This window comes from Actinosynnema sp. NPDC020468 (assembly GCF_040642015.1).
Taxonomy (GTDB): Bacteria; Actinomycetota; Actinomycetes; order Mycobacteriales; family Pseudonocardiaceae; genus Actinosynnema.
Map to the genome: position 1 here is coordinate 11,968 of NZ_JBFAEO010000018.1, position 19,119 is coordinate 31,086.

Below are 19,119 nucleotides of genomic sequence, written 5' to 3' on the forward strand. Positions count from 1 at the left end.
AGTGGATCAAGCCATCGGGTGCCGGCCGGAGGCACGCGGGTCCGCAGAAGTGCGGGTGGGCTGGGGAAAAGGGGGCGACCGGGCGGTCGGCGGGTCCCGCCGTCGCAGTAGTCTGCCCGCTCAGGCGAGACGAGGGGTGACCCGATGGTCGCGGGGGATTCCGCCGATTTCGGACCGTACCTGGTGCACGAGCTGCTCGGGCAGGGCGGCATGGGCGTCGTGCACCGGGCGTACGACACGGTGCACGGCCGGGTCGTGGCGTTGAAGAGGTTGCCGTCGTCGGTGACCGACCGGGAGTTCCGCTCCCGGTTCCAGCGCGAGGCGCGGTTGGCGGCCGCCCTCAAGCACCCGAACGTGGTGCCCGTGCACGACTTCGGCGAGATCGACGGCAACCTGTTCCTGGACATGGAGCTGATCGACGGCGTCGACCTGCGCCGCGCGCTCGCCGGCGGACCGCTCGACCAGGAGCGGGCGCTCGGGTTGCTGAGCCAGGTCGCCGAGGCGCTCGACGCCGCGCACGCCGAGGGCCTGGTGCACCGGGACGTCAAGCCCGCGAACATCCTGATCGGGCCGGACGACCACGTGTACCTGGCGGACTTCGGCATCGCCCGGGAAACCTCGCCCGAGGCGACCGCGCTGACCCTGTCCGGCGACCTGATCGGCTCGTGGGACTACATGGCGCCGGAACGGCTGTCCGGCAACCGGGTCGACGCCCGGTCGGACCAGTACTCGTTGGCGTGCGTGCTGTTCGAGTGCCTGACCGGTCGGCTGCCCTACCCGGCGTTGGACCCGGCCGCGAAGGTCGCCGCCCACCTGCTGCACCCGCCGCCCGCGCCGTCGGTGTTCAGCCCGACCATCACCCCCGCGCTGGACACCGTGGTGCTGCGCGGTCTGGCGAAGGAGCCCGAGCGCCGGTTCCCCTCCGCCACCGCCCTGCTCGCCGCCGCCCGCGAGGCCGCGCGGTCCGGCGGCACGGTGAAGGTCGCCGCGGACACCGCGCCCGGTCCGTCCAAGGAACGCGACCAGGGTCGGATCGTGCGGGCCATCCTGCGGTCCACCGCGGTGGGCAAGCCGCGCACCCTGGTGCTGCCCGAGGGGTACACGCCGACCTCGCCCTACCCGGGCCTGAGCGGGTTCGACCTGGCCGACGCCGGGTTGTTCCACGGCCGCGACCCGGTGGTCACCGAACTGCTCGTGCGGCTGGCCGAGCAGCTCGACGTCGGCGAGCCGGTGGCCCTGGTCGGCGCGTCCGGTTCGGGCAAGTCCTCGGTGCTGCACGCGGGTCTGCTGCCCGCGCTCGCCGCCGGCGACGGGCCGGACGGGACACCGTGGCCGCGGATCGTGCTGACGCCGGGTCGCGACCCGATCGGCAACCTGGCGATGGCGATGGCCCGCAACACCGCCGGCACCACGACCGGCGAGTGGCTGCGGTCGATCCGGGACGCACCGGCCGAGTTCGGCGCGCGCGGCGCGGCGTCGTTCGACGAGCGCGGCCGACCGGTGATCGTGGTCGACCAGTTCGAGGAGTTGTTCACCCACGGCGCGCCGGAGGCCGACCGGCTGGCGTTCGCGACCGCGCTGGCCAACGCCCGTCCCGCGCTCGTCGTGCTGTCGATCCGGGCCGACCTGGTCGACCGGTGCATCGACCTGCCGCCGCTCAAACCCGCGCTGACCGCGCCGGTGCTGCTGGGCGCGATGGACGCGGTCGAGCTGCGCCAGGCGATCGTGACACCGGCACGCGACTTCGGCGTCGACGTGGAACCCGGCCTGCCCGAACGGCTCATCGCCGACCTGGGCGTGCGCGGCGAGATCGGTTACGACCCGGGCGCGCTGCCCCGGCTCGCGCACGCGCTGCGGGAGACGTGGAACCACCGCGAGGGCCCGGTGCTCACGCTCGCCGCGTACCGCCGCGCGGGCGGCATCGACGGCGCCGTCGCGCGCACCGCCGAGGAGATCCACCAGGCGCTCGACCCGGCGGGTCGGGACGCGCTGCGGGCGTTGCTGCTGCGACTGGTGACCGTGGTCGACGGCGGCGGCGTGGCGCGGCAGCGGGTGGACCCGACGGAGCTCGGCCGCTCCGCGGTGCTGGACCGGTTGATCGCGGCCCGGCTGGTGACCGTGGACGCCTCGGGCGCGCGGCTGAGCCACGAGGCGCTGCTGACCGCGTGGCCCCGGTTGCGCGACTGGATCGACGAGGACCGCGCGGGTCTGGTGCAGCACCGCCGGTTCGCCGACTCGGTGCGGGCCTGGACCGAGTCCGGGCAGCACGACGACGACCTGTACCGGGGCGTGCGACTGGCCGCGCTGACCTCCTGGCTCGACTCCGCGCGGGACCGGGTCGCGCTCGCGCCCGTCGAGCAGGAGTTCCTGCGCCGGTCCGACGCGGCCGAGCACGCGGGCCAGATCGCGGCGAGGCGGCGCACCCGGCGGTTGCGCACCCTGGTGCTGGCGCTGAGCCTGCTGCTGGTGGTCGCCTCCGCGGCGACCGGGATCGCGGTCGTGCTCCAGCGGTCCGCGCAGGCCGCGCGGGAGCGGGCGGACACCTCGCGGCAGCTCAGCCTGGCCGGCCGGTTGGCGGCGGAATCGGCGCTGGCGCGCGGGGTCGACCCGCGGCGCACCGCGATCCTGGCGCTGGCCGCGTGGCAGGCCGCGCCGACCGCGGAGAGCCGCAGCGCGCTGCTGGAGGCGAGGGCCGAGTCCTACCGGGGTCGGATCTCCGGCCACGAGGGCGCGATGTCGTCGGTCGCGGTGAGCGCCGACGGCACGGTCGCGGCCTCCGGCGGGCGGGACGGCACGCTGCGGTTGTGGGACGTGCCGGGCCGCAGGCAACTCGCCGAGCTGAAGCGGGTGACCGGCGAGAACTCCTGGTACCGCACGGTGTCGATGAGCGCCGACGGGAAGCTGCTGACCGCGGCGAACCTGGCGGAGAAGGTGGTCGAGCTGTGGGACGTGCCGGGGCGCAAGCTGCTCAAGGCCTTCCCCGGCGGCATCGACACCGCGATCGCGGCGGACGGCAAGACCGCCGTGGGCTACACCGACCGCGGCGTCGTGGTGTGGGACACCGCGACCTTCGCGGAACGCGTGCTCTACCGCGGCGGCACGTCGATCACCATGGCCTACAGCCCCGACCACTCCCTCGTCGCGACCTCGGACCAGGAGAAGATCGACGTGCACCGGGTGTCGGACGGCGGGTTGGTCAAGACGCTGGTCGGGCACACGGACGCGGTCATGTCGCTGGCGTTCGACCCGAAGGGCCCGACGCTCGCAAGCGCGTCGATGGACGGCACGGTCCGCTTGTGGGACACCAACACCATGGACAACCGGCTGACGCTGTCGCCGTCCATGGGCAACTTCAACACGGTCTCCTACAGCCCGACGGGCAACGGGCTCGTGGCGGGCGGCCCGGCCACCTCGGTCGTCGTGTGGGACCGGACGACGGGCGCGCTCCAGGCCGCCCTGCACACCGGGTCGGCGGGCACGATCGGGTCGGCGGTGACCGGCGACGGCCACACGGTGCTCGTGGCGGACGCGAACGGCTCGATGACGCTGTGGGCCTACAAGCGCGGCACGCTGGACAACCAGGACTACTCGGTCATCGGGATGGACTTCGCGCCGGACGGCTCGGGCTTCGCGGCGGCGCACGGCGGCGGGCTGGTCCGGGTGTGGAACGACAAGAACGAGATGGTGCACGAGTGGAAGGCGCACGAGGTCAACACCTTCGCGGTCGCCTACAGCCCCGACGGCAGGCACCTGGTGACCGTCGGCTCGGACGGCGCGGTGGTGATGTGGTCCACCGAGACCTGGAAGGAGGAGAAGCGGTTCTCCCGACCGGGCACCGAGTTCGGCGCGGTGGCCTACAGCCGGGACGGCACCATGATCGCGGTCGCCGGTCGCACGCCGGTGGGCGCCGAGGTGGACCGGGACGAGGTGCTGTTGCTGTCCGCGGAGGCGCTCAGCGTGGTCGAACGCCGCGCCACCCGCGAGGAGCCGACCAACAAGCAGAACAACGAGGTCAAGTTCAACCACCCGACGGCGGTCGAGTTCAGCCCGGACGGCCGCACCCTCGCGGTCACCCTGTCCGGCGGCAAGATCGGGCTGTGGAACCTGGCCGACCTCGGCTCGGCGTGGAAGCTCCTGCCCGGGCACGACATCCTGGCCACGGACGTCAAGTTCAGCCCGGACGGCACGATCCTGGCCTCCGGCGGCGCGGACCGGCTGATCCGGCTGTGGCGGGCGTCCGACGGGCAACCCGTCGGCGAGCTGACGGGCAGCGACTCGACGGTGCGGATGGTCGCGTTCAGCCCGGACGGGAAAACCCTCGCGACCGCGAGCCAGGACACCGTGGTGCGGATGTGGGACGTGGCGAGCAGGCAGCCGCTGGCCCGGCTCGACCGGCACGGCGACGACCTGAACGACGTCGTGTTCGACCCGAAGGGCGGCCGGCTGGCGAGCACCGCGTCCGACGGCACGCTGCGGCTGTGGTGGCTGAGCACGGACGACGCCGAGGCGATGCTCTGCGGCCTGCTGGACAAGGACCTGCTGGCCGAGGAGTGGCGCGCCCTGGGCGGCGACCGCGGCGACCCGCCGAAGTGCCCGTGACGCTGCGGCCCGCCCACCGGGGTCGGGTCGGCGGCCGGCAGGCTGCCCGTGGCACGCGGGACGGACGCCGCGTTCGGGAAGGCGGTGCGGCGTGACGCGGGTGGTGGTGCGGAGCGCGGGTGTCGGCGCGGTCGGGCTGCGGGCCGGTGAGGCGCTGGTGTTCGGCCGGGCGCCGCACTCCGCCGTCGGAGCGGAGGCGGGTCGGGTGGTGCTGGCGCTGCCGCAGTGCGCGCCGCACGTGTCCCGGGTGGTCGGTGAGCTGGTCGTCGGCGAGGACACCGTGCAGCTGAACTGGCTCGGCGCGGGCGAGGCGCAGTTGTCGAGCCTGTTCGACGCGCCCGGCGGCGCGCGGCGGGTGGTGCTGACCCGGTCCATGTCCGCGCTGCTGGACGTCGGCGAGAACCAGCTCGTGCTGCTGCTGGGCCGGATCGACCCGCGCGGGTTGACCGACCTGGTCGTCACCGTCGAGGTCGAGCCGTCGCGGGCGGCGTTCTTCGCGCTCGCGGGCGGTGGTGCCGACGACGGCGACGAGACCAGGACCGGACCGTTGCTCCCGCGCGGCAGTCGCGAGTGGTTCGTGGCGCTCGCGCTGTGCGAGCCGTGGCTCAAGGGCGAGGACGACTACCCGCGCCCGCCGTCGAACAAGGAGATCCACGACCGGGTGCTGGGCTGGTACGGGTACGCCTGGAACCTCCAGCGGGCGCAGCGGGTGGACGACGCGATCCGGGTGGTGTCGGCACTGGCGTTCGGCGTGCGCGACGACCCGTTCGCGGCGCCGCACGAGGGTCGGTTGCAGAACGTCCGGTTCGCCGTCGCCCGCCGCGCGGCCGAGCTCAGGCTGGTCACCGCGGCCGACCTGGACGAGGTGGAACGGGCCGCCCGCAAGCGGAGAGCCGGCGAGCAGGCCTGACCCCTCAGTCGTCCACTGTGGACACCAGGGCGGGTTTCCGGCCGGCCCGCGAGCGTTCCACGACCATGCCGACCGCGCCCGCGAGACCCGCCAGCCCCAGGCAGCCGCACAGCACCGCGAGCAACCCGAGCGTGCCCGGTGACGTCGCCGCGCCGCCGCGGCCGAGGGCCGACTCCCGGTACTCGGCGGCCCGCGGGTGCCCGGCGGCCAGCGCGGCGTCGAACGACTCCACCGCGCCGTCGTAGTCGTCGGCGAAGTACCGCTCCACGCCGGTCCGGTAGGCGAGGTCGCCGGGACCGGGCACGAGCTGGATCCCCTTGCCCCGCACCAGGTCCGCCAGCGTCGACGCCGAGGCGGCCACGGTGTGGGACTCGGCCGACACCCGTCCGACGACGCCGACGAGCGCGCCCGTGCCGTCCACCACCGGCCCGCCGCTCTGACCGCGGGTGATCGTGCCGGCGAACTCGAGGTACGGCTTGCCGTTCTGCTCGCGCCGGCCCGCGATCGCGCCGCCGCGGTGGTCCACCTCCAGGTCCTCGGTGGACGAGTGGCCGAGGACCGTCACCTCGGTGCCGACCTCCGGCGCGTCGGGCCGGATCGCCACGGTCGGCAACCCGGTCCGCTCCACCTTCAGCACCGCCACGTCGCCCGCGTCCGGCGCCGTCAGGTCCACGACGGTGGCCGGCGCGACGTCCCGCCCGTCCCGGTCCCGCCGCTCGACCCGGATGTCCCGGTCGAGCGGTCGGTCCGGCGAGGCGCCCTCGGCCACGCCGTGGTCCGCGAACTGGGCCGCCGCCTTGCCCTCGTCGCCGACCCGACCGGCCTTCTTCAGCTCCGCCACGGCCGCCGCGAACAGCGCGCCCGCGCCGCCCAGCGGTCCGGTGTGGACGCAGTGGCTCGCGGTCGCCACGTACCCGTCGGCCGAGATCACCGTGCCCGCGCAGGTCACCGCGACGTCGTAGCCGGTCCGGCCGCCGAACACCTCGCCGGTGCGCGTGTCGCGCACCCAGCCGTGCCACCCGACCGTCACCAGCACGACGGCCGGTCGCGCGGTCGCCGCCGCCCGGGTGTCGTCCGAGGACTGCGCGAACGCCGTCGCGGGGAACAGGACCAGCGCGACGACCGCCAGCGCGGCCCTCACCCGTACACCCCGTAGGCGGTGGTGCGGTTCCACACCGACCGGTACTCGACGTCGCGTCGGCTCTCCACGGCCCGCCCGCGCTCGCAGGTGAAGTCGTTGGTGTCGTAGAGGTCGCCGGGACCGGCCGCCGGGTGGCTGTCGAGCAGGCCGCGCTGGTCGTAGTAGGAGTACACGAGGGTGGAGGACGTGCGGGTCAGGTAGGTGATCGTGCCGTCCTTGGTCGTCCAGGTGAAGTCCTGCGCGCCGTTGCTGACGATGCGGATCTCGTTGCCCTCGAACGTGGACTTGAGCACGTGGTTGTCGTGCTTCTCGGTCCCGGTGCCGTCCGGCCGGAACTCGAACAGCCGACCCGAACCGGTGAACGTCGTGGCGTCCGCGTCGGTGTAGAACTTGATCTTCACCGTGTCCTCGGCGACCTGCCACGACCCGATCACGCAGAGCGGCGGACCCGGTTCGCGGGTGGACGACGACCGGGGTGTGGGCGACGGCCGGTCGCCCTCCTGCGCGGCGGCGGGCCGGCGCGGCAGGTGCCGGACGGTGGCGGCGGTCAGCAGGACCGTGCCCGCCAGCGCGCACAACGCCGTCAGGAGGACGATCAGAACGGTGGGCTTGCCCGGCAACCGGGACGGATCGGTCACCCGGGCATCGTATTGAGCGGGCCCGTGCCGGTGGTATCCGCCGATCCGGAAGTTTCCGCGCCGGAGGGACCACCCGGTCAGCCCGCGGACTTCTCCAGGTCGACCAGCGCGGCGGCGGCGCGGAAGTACTTGTTGGCGCCGAGGTCGCGCACGGTCTTGATGTTGAACGCCTCGCGCAGCTTCTCCGCGTCGGAGTCGCTCACGCCCGCGAGCCCGGCGACCGGCGCGTCGAGCACCTCGGAGAGCGTGAGGTTCTCGTACTGCTTGTCGAGTGCCTTGTCCAGGTTGGCCGAAACCGGCATGACTGCTCCTCGGTCGTGGGGGCGGACATCCCGAATGATGACCCCCGCGACGGCCGGGCGCGAGGTGATCACGCGGGCGCGCCGTGCCGATCGGGCCGGGTGCGCGCGTAGTGGCGGTGCGCTTTGGCCCGGTTGCCGCAACCGGTCATCGAGCACCAGCGCCTGCGGCCGTTCTTGGACGTGTCGTAGAAGTGCAGCACGCACGACGGCCCCGAGCACGCCCGGATCCGGTCCGGGCCGCGGCGCAGCAGGTCGAGGTAGTCGCGGGCGGCCAGCCAGCCGGGCAGGTGCGCGGGCGCGGCCTCGACGTCCTCCGCCGGCACGCCGTCACGCAGGCACAACCGCAGTCGGCCGTGGTCGAGCACCTCGTCCAGGGCCGTGCCGTCGCCCGCGACCGCCGCGGCGAGCGCGTCCCTGGCCCGGCGCACGGCCCGCAGCGTCGCGTCGTCGGCGACGCACCGGTGCAGGCCCGCGCTGCGCAGCCACGTCGCCAGGCCCGCGGTGTCGGAGAGCAGGTCGCGCGGCGTGCCGTCGACCCACCGGGTGTTGAGCAGGTCGAGCGACAACGGCTCGCCGATCAGCGGACGCGGGTCCGGTCGCGTCTCGGACACGGCGCACCTCCTCGCGACTCGTCCGACCGGCGCCAACCTACTTCGTCCCGGCCGACGGGGTTGACCCGACGCTCTCTAACTGGCTAACGTAATTTTACAGGTTAGAACATCGGACAGGGGGACGACGGGATGACGATCGAAGCGGTGCGGACCGGCCACGTCGGCCTGAACGTCACCGACCTGGAGCGCTCGCTGGCCTTCTACCGGCGGGTGTTCGGGTTCGAGGTGCTGGAGTCGGCCGACGGGCACGCGTTCCTCGGTCGGGACGGCCGGCTGCTCGTGACGCTGTGGAAGCAGGGCGAGGGGGAGTTCCCGACCGCGCGGCCCGGGTTGCACCACCTCTCGTTCGAGGTCGACACGGTCGAGGAGGTGCGCGCGGCCGAGGGGGTGCTCCGCGGGTTGGACGTCCGGTTCGCCCACGACGGCGTGGTGCCGCACGGCGAGGGCGCGACCTCGGGCGGGATCTTCTTCACCGACCCGGACGGGATCCGGCTGGAGATCTTCACCGCGTCCGGAGTGTCCGGCGACGCGCCCACGCCCGGCGCGCCGACCTGCGGGTTCTTCTGATGGCCGGCTACCACCGGGGTGAGCGCGCGGTGCAGCGACGGGCCGGCGCGCTCGACGCCTCGGAGCACGTGCGGCGCGCCATCCGGGACACCGTGCCCGCCGTGGCGGCGGAGTTCCTGGCCCGCCAACCGGTCGTGTTCGTCGGCGCGGAGGACGCCGAGGGCCGGCTGTGGTCCACCCAGCTCACCGGCCCGCCCGGTTTCCTGGACGCGCCGGACGAGCACACCGTGACGGTGGCCGCCCACCCCTCGTCCGTCGACCCGCTCGCGGACGCGCTGACCCGGCCGACGCCGGTGGGGATGATCGCGATCGAGCCCGGCAGTCGGCGGCGGATGCGGGTCAACGGCGTCGCGCAGCCGGACGGGCGGGGGTTCGCGGTCGAGGTGGCGCAGGTGGTGTCCAACTGCCCGAGGTACATCCAGCAGCGCTCGCCGAGCGCCGGGTCCGCGCCACCCGAGGCGCGGGCGTGCCGGACCGACGAGTTGACCGCCGCGCAGCGGGAGCGGATCGGCGCGGCCGACACGTTCTTCGTCACGACGGCGGGCGAAGGCTCGGTCGACACCTCGCACCGGGGTGGCAGCCCGGGTTTCGTGCGGGTGCTCTCGCCCACCGCGCTGGAGTGGCCGGACTACCCCGGCAACGCGATGTTCCTGACCCTGGGCAACCTGGAGGTCGACCACCGCGCCGCGCTGCTGTTCCCCGACTGGGGCACGGGCTCGGCGATCCACCTGTCCGGCACCGCGCGCGTCGACTGGTCGGCCGAGCACGCGGCCACCCACCCCGGCGCGGAACGCGTGGTGCGCTTCGAGGTGGCGCGCGTGGTGGGCCTGTCCGGCGCGAGTCCGCTGACCTGGACCCCGCCGACGCCGTCCCGGTTCAACCCGGTGCTCCCGGGAGGTTGATCACCGGGCGGCGTCTCGGGTAGGCATGTCGCCATGCGGCAGGCGTTGCGGGCAGGCCTCTGGTGGTTGCTCACGGCGGTGTCCGTGGTCGGCCTGGTCGCCGTGGTCCGGTGGCTGTGGACGGTGCCCGGCGGGGACGGTGACTCGCTCCTCGACCTGCTGGACAAGCGGGCGAGCGTGATCGGCGCGGTGTCCGCCGTGCTCGCGCTCGCCGGCACCCTGCTCGCGCCGGTCATGGCGGTCCGCGAAACCCGCCGGGACACCACCGAGGACCTCGCGGCCGCGGCCCGGCGGCTCGCGGACCGGGTGCGTGCGCAGTGGGTCGAGGAGGCGGTGCTGCGCCGGGTCCGCCAGCCGCTGCCGCTGCGGCTGAGCTGGTCGTCCACCACCCGTCCGGTCGCGGCGTCCCGCGCGGTGGTCGCGGGTGACGGGGTGCCCGGCGACTGGGAACTCCTCCCGCTGGAAGGGGATTCGACCACCCTGGTGGCGAGGTGGCGCGACCTGCCGCTGCGCCAACTCGTCGTGCTGGGCGAACCCGGCGCCGGCAAGAGCGTGCTGGCGATGCTGCTGACCCTCGGCCTGGTCGAGCACCCCGAGCCCGGCGAGCCGGTGCCGGTGCTGCTGGCGATCAACTCGTGGAACCCGACGACCGAGCCGCTGGACCGGTTCCTCGCGCGCCGGCTGGCCGAGGAACACCCCTTCCTGGCCGCCGGCGGCCGGCGCGCGGAGTCGACCGCGGCCCGGCTCGTGGCGGACGGCCTGGTGTTCCCGGTGCTCGACGGCCTGGACGAGTTGGCGCCCGAGCAGCGCGTGGAGGCGATCCGGCTGCTCGACCACCGCGCCGCCGCCGGCCGGCCGTTCGTGCTGACCTCGCGCGGACGCGAGTACCAGTGGGTGGTGGAGGACAGCGGCGTCGTGCCGTCCCGGGCCGCGGTGGTCGAGCTCCACCCGATCGACGTGGCCGCGGTGAAGGCGTTCCTGAGCCACCCGGCACCCGCGCAGGCCCGCTGGGAACCGGTGTTCGCCCACCTCGACGCCCACCCGGACGGCCCGCTCGCGCAGGTGTTCTCCTCACCGCTGATGGTGTCCCTGGCCCGCGCCGCCTACACCGACCCGCGCACCCGTCCGGCGGACCTGCTCGACCTGCCCCGGCGGAACACGGTGGTCGACCGGCTGATGAAGGCCTACCTGCCCGCCGGGTACGCCACGAGCTCCCGGCGGACCCGGTCGCGCGCCTCCCGCTGGCTGGGCAACCTGGCCACCGGCCTGCACCGCGCGGGCACCCGCGACCTGTCGTGGCGGCACCTGAGCTGGGACGCGCTGGCCCACCGCCCGGCACTCGGCAGGGTCCTCGTGGTCGGCCCGCCGGTGCTGGTGATCCTGGTGGGCTTGGGCGCGCTGGCGATCACCCTGTTCGCCCCGGGCATGGCGCCGCTGATGGTCGTGTTCGCGGCCGCCGCCGCGGGCTGGTTCGTCGCCACCACCAGGGGGTTGTCGAAGGAGGTGTGGATCGGGGGCGAGCCGCCGCGCCGACCGTCCTCGACGGCCGCGTCCCGGATGGGACGTGCCGCGATCGGCTTCGGCTTCGGCCTGGTCTTGCCCCTGTTCTCCTTCGCGGACTTCCAGTCGGCGGGCGGCGGGCTGCCGTTCCACGTCGGGTGGCCGCTGTACCTGGCCGCCTGCGCGTGCGGGCTCGTCACCGCGTTCGTCCCGCCCCGGGTCCGGGAGAACCTCCGGGAGCCGAGCCGACCGCCCCTCGGCTACCCGCTGCTGATGGCGCTCGGCCACGGGTTGCCGGCCGGGGCGGCGGTGTACGCGGGCGCGGTCCTGGCCGTCGGCGCGCAGTCGCCCCGTCCCGGCGCGATCGGGATCTTCACCGGCGCGGTGTTCGCGGTCGACGCGTTCGCGTGGGCGGGCGGCTGGGTCTGGACGGGGTACTGGATCCAGCGGGTGCTGCTGGCCGCGACCGGTCGACTTCCCTGGCGGCTCGACGGTTTCCTGGCCGAGTCCCACCGGCTCGGCACGATCCGGCGCGCGGGCCGCGTCTGGCAGTTCCGACACGCGCTGCTCCAGGACCACCTCGCCCGCGCCGCCCGAGTCCGCCTGCTCCAGGCCCGGGCCGACCTGGGCGACCCCGAGTCGGCGGTCCGACTCGGCGCGCTGCTGGCCGCGACCGACGAGGTCGACCTCCTGCGCGCCAGGACCGACCCGGAGAGCCGGCGGCGCTACGCGGCGACACTGGCGGCCGCGGGCCGGGTCGACCGGCTGGTCGAACTCGCCGACGCGGGCAGCACCGAGGCGGCCCGCCGACTCGCCGCGATCCTGTCGGCGCGCAACGAACTCGCCGAGTTGCGCGCCCGGTCCGCCGCCGGTGACCACGAGGCGATCGCAGCGTTGGCCGAACACCGGATCGACCGGGGTGACTTCCCGGGCGCGCTCGCGCTGCTGCGGCCCCTGGCCGCGCGACCGGCCGAACCCCGGCTCCCGTTGCCGGAACTGGTGGCGCTGCACGACTCCCGGGTTCGCGCCCAACCAGGAACGCCGCGTCTGTCCGGGCCCGGTCGGCACACCCGGCGGGCCGCCGAACTGCTGGAGCACCTCGGTGCACCCGTCGAGGCGATCGTGCTGCTGCTCGCGGCCGACGACCTGGCGTCGAGCGACCTCGCCGTGGAGATCATGGGGCGGCACCACCAGGTCCCGGCGTTGCGCGAGATCCGGTCGAAACCCGGGCGCGCGGTCGAACTCCTCGCGCGCAACGGAGGCCTGATCGACCCGCGCGACACCCGCCGGTCCTACAACAGCCGGTTCCAGAAGGACCCGATGACCCCGCAGATGCGGCGGATGATCCCGTGGTTCGCGGAGTTCCTCGCCCTTCACAGGTGCGCGGACGACCTGGCGGCGTGGGCCGACGGCGACAGCGTCGGGGCGCGGGAGGCGGACGCCCGGCTCGTGCGGCTGCTGCTGGACACCGGCGACCTGGCCCGGCTGGAGGAGCGCGCGCGGTCCGGGAGCAAGCCGGCCCGGATCGCGTGGGCACCGCTGCTCGCCGCACGGGGCGAGGTCGAGGAGGCTCTGCTGCTGGTGCGGCCCCTCGCGGAGTCCGACCCGACCTACGCGCGACTGCTCGCCGAGCACGGCCGGGTCGACACCCTCCGCGCGCTCGCCGAGGCCGGTGACGTCGCGGCGGCGGAACTGCTGGTCCCGCTGGTCGACTCCGCCGAGGCCGAGGACCTGTTGCGCCGCTTGACCACCGCGGGCGACCCGCGCGCGGCGCGCGTCCTCGCGTCGTTCCTCGCGGACCGGGATCGGGTGCCGGACGCGGTCGCGGTGCTGACCGCGCGCGGCGACGCGGGTGACCGGCACGCGTCGGCGGATCTGGTCCGCCTGCTGGCGCGGCACCACCGCGAGGACGACCTGCACGCCCGTGCCGACGCCGGCGACGAGGTGGCGACCGAGCACCTCGTGGCGCTGCTGGTCGAGCAGGGTCGCACGACCGAGGCCCTCGCCCTGCTGCGGGAACGGGTGGAGGCGGGCGACCCCACCGCGACCGACCGCCTGGTCGACCTCCTCGCCGCCGACGGCCGGTGCGCCGACCTCGAGGCCCTGGTCCGCCAAGGTGACGACCACGCCGCCCGGCACCTCGTGCTGCTCGCCACCGCCCGCCGGGACACCGCCACCCTCGCCTGGCTCGCCGACATCGGCGTGCCCGCGGCCCGTCCACTGTCCTAAGAGGACTGTACGGGGCGTCCCGACGGGTGGGACACCCACGGCACGGATCGGCCCGACAAGCAAGGGTTTTCCGCGAAGGTTTCCACTCCTCGGGACACGGCCGAACGGCGGGTGCGCTTCGGTACATTCGGCGCGAACTCGCCCGTCCCCGGCCAGCGCGGAGCCCCCAGATGCCTCACGTCGACACCCGAACGGCGCTGTCCGCCTCGCGTTCGGTCCTCGTCCGGGTGGCGGCCGTGGTGGTGCTGCTCGCGATCTGGGAACTGCTGGTGCTGGCCGAGTTCTGGCCGCCCGCGATCCTCCCCGGACCCGGTCAGGTGTGGAACCAGCTGCTGGCCACCTCCGACGCGGGCAACGGCCAGGGCGGCTACGCCGGGTCCACTGTGGTCGAACGGCTCGGGGTGAGCCTGCGCCGGGTCGGCTACGGGTCGGCCTACGGCGTGCTGATCGGCGTCGGGCTCGGGCTGGTGATGGGGCTCGTGCCGCTGGTGCGGGCGGTCACCGAGCCGTTCGTGACGTTCCTGCGCGCGCTGCCGCCGCTCGCCTACCTGAGCCTGCTGGTCATCTGGTTCGGCATCGACGAGGAACCCAAGGTGTACCTGCTGATGGTGGCCGCGTTCCCGCCCGTCGCGGTGGCCACGGCGGCGGCCGTCACCGGCGTCAACCGGCAGTACGTCGAGGCCGCGCACGCGCTCGGCGCGAGTCGGGCGAACGTGGTCACCACGGTGATCCTGCCCGCGTCCGCGCCGGAGATCCTGACCGGCGTGCGGTTGGCCGTCGGCATCGCGTACAGCTCGGTGGTCGCCGCCGAGACCGTGAACGGCGCGGACGGCATCGGGGGCATGGTCCTCAACGCCCAGCGCTACAACCAGACCGCGGTGGTCATGCTCGGACTCGTCGTCATCGGCGTGACCGGCCTGCTCATCGACACCGCCATCCTCGCCCTCCAGCGCGCCCTGTCGCCCTGGCGCGGACTGGCCTGATCCGCACACGACACCAGGAGCACGCATGTCCGTCACCCGCAGATCGCTGCTGTCCCTGCTCGCCGCCGCGCCGGTGCTGGCCGCGTGCGGTGTCGGCGGCTCGTCCTCGGGTTCCGGCGAGCGGACCAAGGTCCGGATCGCCTACCAGAGCTTCGCGGACAGCACGCTGCTGCTCAAGGACCAGGGCACGCTCGAGAAGGCGTTGCCCGACCACGACATCACGTGGACCTCGTTCGACTCGGGCGGCAGCATCAACACCGCGTTCCTCGGCGGCGCCATCGACCTCGCGGTGATCGGCAGCAGCCCGGCCGCGGCGGCCCTGTGCCCGCCGCTGAACATCCCGTACCGGGTGATCGAGCTGCTCAACGTGATCGGCGACAGCGAGGCCCTCGTGGTGCGCAAGGCCAGTGGTGTCACCGACATCAAGGGTCTCGTCGGCCGCAAGGTCGCCGCGCCGTTCAGCTCGACCGCGCACTACAGCCTGCTGGCCGCGCTGCGCCAGGCGGGCGTCGACCCGGCGTCGGTGACGCTGGTGGACCTGGAGCCGCAGAACATCCAGGCCGCCTGGCAGCGCGGCGACATCGACGGCGCGTACGTCTGGACGCCCGCGTTGAGCGTGCTCCAGAAGGACGGCCTGACGTTGACCGACAGCGCGAAGCTGGCCGCCGCCGGCAAGCCGACGCTGACCTTCACCGTGGCGCGCACGGAGTTCATCGACCGCAACCCGGTCGTGATCGACAAGTGGCTGGCCGCGACCGACGACGCGCTCAAGAAGATCAAGACCGACCCGAAGGTGGTCGCCGAGGCGGTCGCGCGGCAGATCGGCGCGAGCGTGGACGACGCGCTGTCGCAGCTCAAGCAGAACATCTACCTGGACCACGCCGAGCAGCGCACGCCGGAGTACTTCGGCACCGCGGACGCGCCGGGCAAGCTGGCCGAGCAGTTGCGCGCGGCGGCGCAGTTCCTCCAGGAGCAGAAGAAGGTCGAGTCGGTGCCGGACCTGGACGTGTTCCGCAAGGCGCTGCGGGTGCCCGGTGCCTGACGCGCTGGTCGAACTCCTCGGCGTCGCGCACAGCTACCGGACCCGGGGTGGCGCGGTGCCCGCGCTCGGCCCGCTGGACCTGCGGGTCGACCCGGGCGAGTTCGTGGTGGTCGTCGGTCCGTCGGGCTCGGGCAAGAGCACGTTCCTGCGCGTGGTCACCGGGTTCGAGCGGCCGTCGGAGGGCGAGGTCCGGCTGCTCGGCCGCCCGCCGGTGCCCGGCCGCGACGTCGGCATCGTGTTCCAGCAGCCGAGGCTGTTCCCGTGGCGCACCGTCGCGGGCAACGTCGACACCGCGCTGAAGTGGGCGGGCGTGCCGCGCGCCGACCGTCCACAACGGACTCTGGAGCTGCTGGGCCAGGTCGGTCTCGCGGAACTGGGCCCGCGCCGCACCTGGGAGATCTCCGGCGGTCAGCAGCAGCGGGTGGCGATCGCCCGCGCGCTGGCCGCACGTCCCCGGCTGCTGCTGATGGACGAGCCGTTCGCCGCGCTCGACGCGCTGACCCGGGAACGCCTTCAGGAGGACGTCCGGTCGCTGACCGCGGGCGGCAGTCAGGGCGTGGTGTTCGTGACGCACAGCGTGGACGAGGCGGTGTTCCTGGCGAGCCGCATCGTGGTGCTGACCGACCGCCCGGGCCGCATCGCCCTGGACCTCCCGGTGCCGTTGCCGCGCGAGGGCGTGTCGGCCGACGAGCTGCGGGGTTCGGCGGAGTACGCGGCCCTGCGCGGCGAGGTGGCCGCCGCCGTCCGCTCGACCGTGCTGGAACCGTCGTGACCACCGCGCGCCGCGCGACACCGGTACCGCCTCGCCGACCGCGCTTCCCGTCGGCGGGCACGCGGGTGCCGGCTCCACCGAGCCGCGCGGAGTTCGGGCCGCCGGTCGCGAGGCTCGCCGCCCTCCGCCGGGAGCCGTCGTGACCGCCGCCGGCGAGGACGCCGCGCTCGGGGGCCTGGTGGCCGCCTCCGGCCAGGACACGCTCGTGGGGGCGCCAGGACCGCCTCCGACCAGGACAGCGCAGTGGGAGGCGTCGTGACCGCGTTCGAACAGCTCACCACGACCATCGGCGCGCGGGTCACCGGCGTCGACCTGAACGACCCCGGCGACCAGGTGCCCGCCCTGCGCGCGGCGCTGGTGGAGCACAAGGTGTTGTTCTTCCCCGGTCAGGACCTGACGCCGTCGGCGCACCGCGCGTTCGCCGCCGCGCTGGGCGAGCCGACGCCCGCGCACCCCGTCGTGCCGGGCCTGGACGCCGAGCACCCCGAGATCTACGTGCTCGACAGCGGTGACGGCGGCAAGTCGCCGGTGTGGCACACCGACGTCACCTTCATGGCCCGGCCGCCGCTGGGCTCGGTGCTGCGCGCGGTCGCACTGCCGCCCACCGGCGGCGACACCTGCTGGACCGACCTGGAGGCCGCCTACCTCGCGCTCTCGCCGCCGGTGCGCGCGCTGGCCGACGGGCTCACCGCGCTGCACGACGGCCGCCGGGACTTCGAGGAGTACCTGCGCGACCGGCTCGGCGGCGAGGGCAACACCTGGGAGGGCGAGCGGATCCGGTCGTTGGAGCCGGTGGCGCACCCCGTCGTGCGGGTGCACCCGGAGTCCGGGCGGCGCGCCCTGTTCGTCAACCCCGGCTTCACCACGCGGGTCCTGGGCGTGACCGAGCACGAGAGCCGGGCGCTGCCGGAGGTGTTCTTCGCGGTGATCGGCCGGCCGGAGTTCACCGTGCGACACCGGTGGAGCCCGGGCGACGTGGTGGTGTGGGACAACCGCAGCACCGCCCACTACGCCGTCGACGACTACGGCGACCAGCACCGGGTGATGCACCGGATCACGCTGCGCGGCGACGTGCCGGTCGGCGTCTGATTTGTCAACCGCGTTCAGCGGGTGGACGCCGGAACGTTCCCCTTGCCGTTGTGCCGCAAGGGTTCCTAACGTGGGTGTCGACGGGTTCGACGGTAGACCGGTCAGGCGGTCGGCGGTCGGACGCGGGTGCCGAGTGGTGCGGCGACAGGGGAGAGAAACCGAGCCCGCGAGGGGCGGCGACCGGGAGACCGGCGCCGATCCCTCGCGGGTCGGCCGCGTTCCGGAGCGGGAACTCCCGGCGCGGCGAGGATCAAGCCAGGAACCCGGCCAGCGCGGCCACGAAGGCGGCGGCGGAGAAGTCCGGTCGCGGCGGTTCCGGTGTGCTCGGCAGTTCCACCGCGCCCGGCACGAGCCGCAGTAGCGCGTCGGCGGTCCGGCGCTGGTGTGCCGGGTTGTCCGGCGCAGGCAGCACGGCGACCGGCATCGTCAGCGCGGCCAACTCCTCGTCCGCGACACCCCGCAGCACACCGCCCGCCAGCAGGGACGCGGGCGCGGCGCTGCGGGCGTCCACGCGCGGGTCGTGCGCGGTGGCGGGCCACGCGAGCACCAGCCGGGTCACCAGCGAGGGCGCGGCGAGCGCGAGCCGGACCGCCGGCGTGACCCCGTTCGACCCGGCCACCAGCACCGACCGCGGCAGGTCCGGCAGCAGGTGCGCGACCTCGGCCTCCCAGGTCGGCGGCCGGCGCGGGCGGTCCGGCGCGTGCACGGCGAGCCCGGACGCGCGCAACGCCGCCACCACGCCGGGAACGTGCCAGAACCGGTGTGCGTCCAGGTCTTCCCAGAGGCCGCCGTGCAGCAGCGTGACGGTGTCCACAGTGGACACTTCGGGGTGAGGTGCGCGCGGGTCCACATGGTGAGCGAACCACAGGTGGACGTCGTTGACACGCGAATCACCTGTCCTTACGTTCAGTACATGGTGGGTGGGCGCAGTGTCACGCGGACGTGGGGAGTGCACTCCGGTCGGGCGGACCGCTGTTGCTGAACGTGTCGTTCAGCGAGCCTTTGCCCCCTGCCTGGAGGAGTTGACCCCCGATGCGCGCCGAATCCTCGGCCGATCTCGCCCGCCTGCTCGCCGAGGGACCGTTCCCGGACGCCCTGCGCGCCGCGATCGACGCCAGCGGCCTGTCGCTCGACCGGGTGCGGCACCGGCTCGGTCAGCGCGGCGTCTCGGTGAGCGTGCCGACGCTGAGCCTGTGGCAGTCCGGACGACGTCGCCCGGCGCGCCCGGAGTCGTTGCGCGCCCTGGCCCACCTGGACCAGGTGCTCGGCCTGCCGCCGGGCTCGCTGACCGCGCTGCTCGGTCCGCGCGACCGGGACGGGGTGACGCACCTGAGCCAGCAGGACCGGGTCGAGGTCGACGGCCGGCTGCTCGTCGCGCACAGCCGCACCGTGCTGCGCGGCGGCCGCGCCGACCGCTGGCAGGCGAGCTGGGAGTTGGGCGAGGGCCCGCCGCCCGCGATCGAGGCCCGGCGCAACTGCCGGGTGGGCCGGGTGGAGCACGATTTCGACCGCGGCACCGCGACCGCCGAACTCGTGCTGGACGAGCCGATCGAGGAGGGCGCGTCGGTGATCCTGGAGTACGTGGCGGTGTTCGACGACCCGACCTCCGGCCGCTACCTGCGACTGCTCGACCGCACCGCACGCGACTACCTGTTGGAGGCCAGTTTCGCGACGCCGCCGCGGGTGTGCGTCCGCGAGCCCGACGCCCGCGCGCTGACACCCGACCCGACCGGCGCGGTGCACTTCGTCGCGGCCGACGTCACCGGCCGGGTCGGCATCCGCTGGGCGCACTGAGCAGACGGGTGTGGCGGCCCCCCCCCCCCCGGGGCCCCCC

The 19,119-nt window shown here is 74.4% G+C and carries 15 protein-coding genes; 10 read left to right on the plus strand and 5 right to left on the minus strand.

The window, feature by feature from the left end; all coding sequences use genetic code 11:
* Positions 1 to 144 precede the first annotated feature (144 nt).
* Together AB0G50_RS15120 and AB0G50_RS15125 are read left to right on the plus strand one after the other, a co-directional pair.
* Entirely contained in the window at positions 145 to 4,599 is a 4,455-nt protein-coding gene (locus AB0G50_RS15120; RefSeq protein ID WP_360107651.1) for a protein kinase, read from the plus strand.
* Between the two features lie 91 nt (positions 4,600 to 4,690).
* Positions 4,691 to 5,509 carry a hypothetical protein gene (locus tag AB0G50_RS15125; protein ID WP_360107654.1) on the plus strand — a complete coding sequence of 273 codons (819 nt, stop codon included), beginning with the start codon at positions 4,691 to 4,693 and terminating at the stop codon, positions 5,507 to 5,509.
* Between the two features lie 4 nt (positions 5,510 to 5,513).
* Here AB0G50_RS15125 and AB0G50_RS15130 read toward each other — a convergent pair whose 3' ends face one another.
* The 4 genes from AB0G50_RS15130 to AB0G50_RS15145 all read right to left on the minus strand — a co-directional run bounded on the left by AB0G50_RS15130 (position 5,514) and on the right by AB0G50_RS15145 (position 8,201).
* Positions 5,514 to 6,650 (minus strand): serine protease, encoded by a 1,137-nt coding sequence (locus AB0G50_RS15130; protein WP_360107657.1) that lies wholly within the window; start codon positions 6,648 to 6,650, stop codon positions 5,514 to 5,516.
* Positions 6,647 to 7,288 (minus strand): hypothetical protein, encoded by a 642-nt coding sequence (locus AB0G50_RS15135; RefSeq protein ID WP_360107660.1) that lies wholly within the window; start codon positions 7,286 to 7,288, stop codon positions 6,647 to 6,649. Before AB0G50_RS15135 ends, AB0G50_RS15130 begins: the two co-directional genes overlap by 4 nt.
* A 77-nt stretch (positions 7,289 to 7,365) precedes the next feature.
* Positions 7,366 to 7,590 carry a hypothetical protein gene (locus AB0G50_RS15140; protein ID WP_360107663.1) on the minus strand — a complete coding sequence of 75 codons (225 nt, stop codon included), beginning with the start codon at positions 7,588 to 7,590 and terminating at the stop codon, positions 7,366 to 7,368.
* A 68-nt stretch (positions 7,591 to 7,658) separates the two neighbouring features.
* Positions 7,659 to 8,201 (minus strand): CGNR zinc finger domain-containing protein, encoded by a 543-nt coding sequence (locus AB0G50_RS15145; protein WP_360107666.1) that lies wholly within the window; start codon positions 8,199 to 8,201, stop codon positions 7,659 to 7,661.
* A 129-nt stretch (positions 8,202 to 8,330) separates the two neighbouring features.
* On the opposite strand from AB0G50_RS15145, the gene AB0G50_RS15150 reads away from it, so the two are divergent.
* The 7 genes from AB0G50_RS15150 (at position 8,331) to AB0G50_RS15180 (ending at position 17,285) form a co-directional block, all read left to right on the plus strand.
* On the plus strand, positions 8,331 to 8,768 hold the full coding sequence (locus AB0G50_RS15150) for a VOC family protein (RefSeq protein WP_360107669.1): 438 nt from the start codon (positions 8,331 to 8,333) through the stop codon (positions 8,766 to 8,768).
* Positions 8,768 to 9,670, plus strand: coding sequence for a pyridoxamine 5'-phosphate oxidase family protein (locus AB0G50_RS15155; RefSeq protein ID WP_360107672.1), 903 nt, complete (start codon positions 8,768 to 8,770; stop codon positions 9,668 to 9,670). Before AB0G50_RS15150 ends, AB0G50_RS15155 begins: the two co-directional genes overlap by 1 nt.
* Before the next feature lie 33 nt (positions 9,671 to 9,703).
* Complete coding sequence (locus AB0G50_RS15160) at positions 9,704 to 13,399, plus strand: hypothetical protein (protein WP_360107675.1); 3,696 nt, start codon at positions 9,704 to 9,706, stop codon at positions 13,397 to 13,399.
* A 170-nt stretch (positions 13,400 to 13,569) separates the two neighbouring features.
* The gene (locus tag AB0G50_RS15165; protein ID WP_360107679.1) at positions 13,570 to 14,382 is read left to right on the plus strand and encodes an ABC transporter permease; all 813 of its coding nucleotides are present in this window, start codon (positions 13,570 to 13,572) and stop codon (positions 14,380 to 14,382) included.
* Positions 14,383 to 14,407: 25 nt separating this feature from the next.
* Positions 14,408 to 15,424, plus strand: coding sequence for a glycine betaine ABC transporter substrate-binding protein (locus AB0G50_RS15170; RefSeq protein ID WP_360107682.1), 1,017 nt, complete (start codon positions 14,408 to 14,410; stop codon positions 15,422 to 15,424).
* Positions 15,417 to 16,196 (plus strand): ABC transporter ATP-binding protein, encoded by a 780-nt coding sequence (locus AB0G50_RS15175; protein ID WP_360107685.1) that lies wholly within the window; start codon positions 15,417 to 15,419, stop codon positions 16,194 to 16,196. Before AB0G50_RS15170 ends, AB0G50_RS15175 begins: the two co-directional genes overlap by 8 nt.
* A 255-nt stretch (positions 16,197 to 16,451) precedes the next feature.
* Entirely contained in the window at positions 16,452 to 17,285 is an 834-nt protein-coding gene (locus AB0G50_RS15180; RefSeq protein ID WP_360107688.1) for a TauD/TfdA family dioxygenase, read from the plus strand.
* 250 nt (positions 17,286 to 17,535) lie between these two features.
* Here AB0G50_RS15180 and AB0G50_RS15185 read toward each other — a convergent pair whose 3' ends face one another.
* Entirely contained in the window at positions 17,536 to 18,099 is a 564-nt protein-coding gene (locus AB0G50_RS15185; RefSeq protein WP_360107691.1) for an alpha/beta hydrolase, read from the minus strand.
* A 218-nt stretch (positions 18,100 to 18,317) separates the two neighbouring features.
* Between AB0G50_RS15185 and AB0G50_RS15190 the strand changes: the two genes are divergently transcribed.
* Positions 18,318 to 19,079, plus strand: coding sequence for a hypothetical protein (locus tag AB0G50_RS15190; RefSeq protein ID WP_360107694.1), 762 nt, complete (start codon positions 18,318 to 18,320; stop codon positions 19,077 to 19,079).
* Positions 19,080 to 19,119: the final 40 nt, after the last annotated feature.